The organism is Rhodococcus sp. EPR-134 (genome assembly GCF_001647205.1).
Lineage (GTDB): Bacteria > Actinomycetota > Actinomycetes > Mycobacteriales > Mycobacteriaceae > Rhodococcus_F > Rhodococcus_F qingshengii.
On sequence record NZ_LVCT01000075.1, the window covers coordinates 1 to 2,583 of the forward strand.

Below are 2,583 nucleotides of genomic sequence, written 5' to 3' on the forward strand. Positions count from 1 at the left end.
GATGCGAGCATTCGTGCCGCTGCCGTTGCAGAGGAGATAGTGGGCCATACGGTTCCCAGTAATCTTCTCCGCGCCGGCGATCGGAAGCGGTAGGGACCTTTACTCTTCTCGGTTGGGTGATGCCAGCTGCAGTTTGACCAGCTGCTCGTGCGCCGCGGCCGGCCAACCGATGCGCTGCTTCTCCAGATACCATGCACCGGCGGCAAATGCGATCGCGAGGACGATCCAGATCGCGACGCTTCCGCTCTGAGAGCCCAGGTCGCTCGACGAGGACACTTCGCCCGTGCTGTAGTCGTATTCCGTTGTCGTGGTGATTCCCTCTACTGCGAAGGTCCACAGAATCGGAAGGGCACACAGTGCGGCGAGGGCACGCGCGACATGCGCTGGACGAAGTTCGAAGATCATTCATTTCTCCTGGTGATCGACCCGGTGAATCTCACTCTCCTCGAAAGCTATTCGGGTTCGGCGGCGCTGTCTGTAGTCGAATCGACGGACATGGACGAGGTGCCGAGCTCTCCCCGGTCCCCCTGCCGTAGCAGCTGCATTCCGTTGTGATCGAACTCGATTCGTCGAACGTCTTCAGTGTCGACCAGCATCGTGGCCATAGCGGTACGCCGAGGTGGAAGGATCCGTATGGTCACTTTTCCTCGCGTGATCGCGGTGAGTTCCCGGACGATGCTCGAGTGGATTCGGTCGCGCACGTCGGGGTTCGCGCCATCCATTCCATGGTCGTCGAGCAGGACCACTTCGACGCCGCGGTTTCGAGCGGCACGCACAGCATCGATGACATCTGTTTGTTGTAAGCCTGTCGCCCTCAGCGAATCTCGGAGTTGCGCCTCGAGGAGTTCGCATTCTTGCCGCTCGGTGGTTGTCAGTGGAACCCCGGAAGCGACCCGTTCGAGGAGCGGGCGTGCAAGGACATCGAGCCTGTCGAGTTGCGCGTCGCGTTCCTCGAGAATCGCAGCACTGGCGGATGCGGAGGCAATTCGTTGGGTGGACTGCTCACGAAGTTCGTAGATAACCCTGGCTTGAGGACGGATGGTGTATGCGAAGAAGGTCGACATCAGAACAGGGCCCGCGTTGATGACCGTCAACGACACTCCGTACATGGCCCCCTGGCCGGTGGTGGAGGACCAGATGGCGGTCACCAACACCATGAGTCCAAGCCCGAGCCACGCGAGTGCTGTACGCCCACGAACGCACATGAAGGTGAAGACTGCCGTCGACATCCCGAACATCCAGAGTTGAGTCATGTCGTTGACGGGGACTGGAACCACTGACAACACCAGGCCGCTCGTGACGGCGCCGGTCAGAGACACCAGAACGCTCTGCCCCAGCGGCATCGGGTCGCCTCTGCTCAGTACGAGTGTGAAAGCCGCAGTCGAGCACACGATAATTGCCAAGATCATCGGCCAGACTGCGCGGACGTCGGAGGATGTGTAGGCGACCGAGATCACGCAGGTGAGCGCGAAGCATGCAGCCATGAATCGAGCAGCACGGCTGTGCATGCCGAGAAGATCGCGGACATCTCGTCCGTCCGGCCTGGTCATGTCATCACCGCTACGGGCAAGCTCAACGTCAGAGTCACCGAAGTGCCGCGGCCGGGTGACGATCGAATGGTTGCCGATCCGCCGTCGAGTTGACGCATTCTGCCGCGGATGCTGACAGTGATTCCGAGGCGATGCGTCTCGACGGAGCTCGGATCGAAGCCGACGCCGTCGTCGGTGACGACTACTTCGAGGTGGGTGGCGGTTGCCGTGACCGTGACCGAACGCCGTGCACTGCTTCCGGCGTGTTTGACGCTGTTGCGCAGTGCCTCGGCCATCGCACCGGCCATCGCACGAATCGAGTCGGGTGCGTATCCGCTCGGATCAGACCCGTCGGAGAGGGCGGTCTCGAACGTGATGTTTTCGTCCACTTCCGAAGCGGCTGAACGTAACTGAGCGAGGATTCCGTCGAAGTCGAAACTCGTCTCGTGGTCGGTTCCGGAGCGCAGTTCGTCGAGTCTTGCCACCGTCCTTCGCGCCTGAGCGACGACCGAGGGATCGGCATCGTTTCTCGAAGCAGCGAGCAGAGTCGACATCACGGTGTCGTGGATGAGTGCGTCGAATCTCTCGCGTTCGACGGATTTGGCGTCGGCCGCGGCGGCGCCGGCGGCAGCGGCATGAGTGGTGGCGATGGTCGCATCCAGTACTCGTCCGGTTCGCAAGGCCATGACGGCCGCTGCTACGAAAACCGCGCAGAATGTCCAGGCGAAGGCGAGGTCGGGAACCAACAGGTGCGTCGTGGGACTCGTCCGGATTATGTGATTGGTCAACTGTGCGAGTGCTGCCACTACGAAAAGGTGCACGACGGCAGCGGCCGGTCGCCAAGCTGCAGCGGCAGCAAGGCTGGCGACGCCGGGGAAATTGGAAATCCACAAGGTGAAATCTGTGACGTGGTCACCATTCCACGCCGGCCACCACAGGAGGATGACCACGACGTAGAGAACCGCATTTGCGCTCGCAGTTCGTTTCACCCATCGGGTGTCGGCGTGGAACGTCGATGCTCCCAGCGCCAGCCCACTACCGAAAGTCGCGACCA

Annotated in this window: 3 protein-coding genes; all 3 read right to left on the reverse strand. The window is 61.5% G+C overall.

The window, feature by feature from the left end; genetic code table 11:
• Nucleotides 1-99: 99 nt before the first annotated feature.
• Entirely contained in the window at nt 100-405 is a 306-nt protein-coding gene (locus A2J01_RS03715; RefSeq protein WP_064111987.1) for a hypothetical protein, read from the reverse strand.
• 47 nt (nt 406-452) lie between these two features.
• Nucleotides 453-1,550, reverse strand: coding sequence for a hypothetical protein (locus A2J01_RS03720; protein WP_064111989.1), 1,098 nt, complete (start codon nt 1,548-1,550; stop codon nt 453-455).
• Nucleotides 1,547-2,583, reverse strand: a 1,037-nt coding sequence (locus tag A2J01_RS03725) for a sensor histidine kinase (protein WP_064111991.1), incomplete at its 5' end; no start/stop codon positions are given. The genes A2J01_RS03720 and A2J01_RS03725, both read right to left, overlap by 4 nt.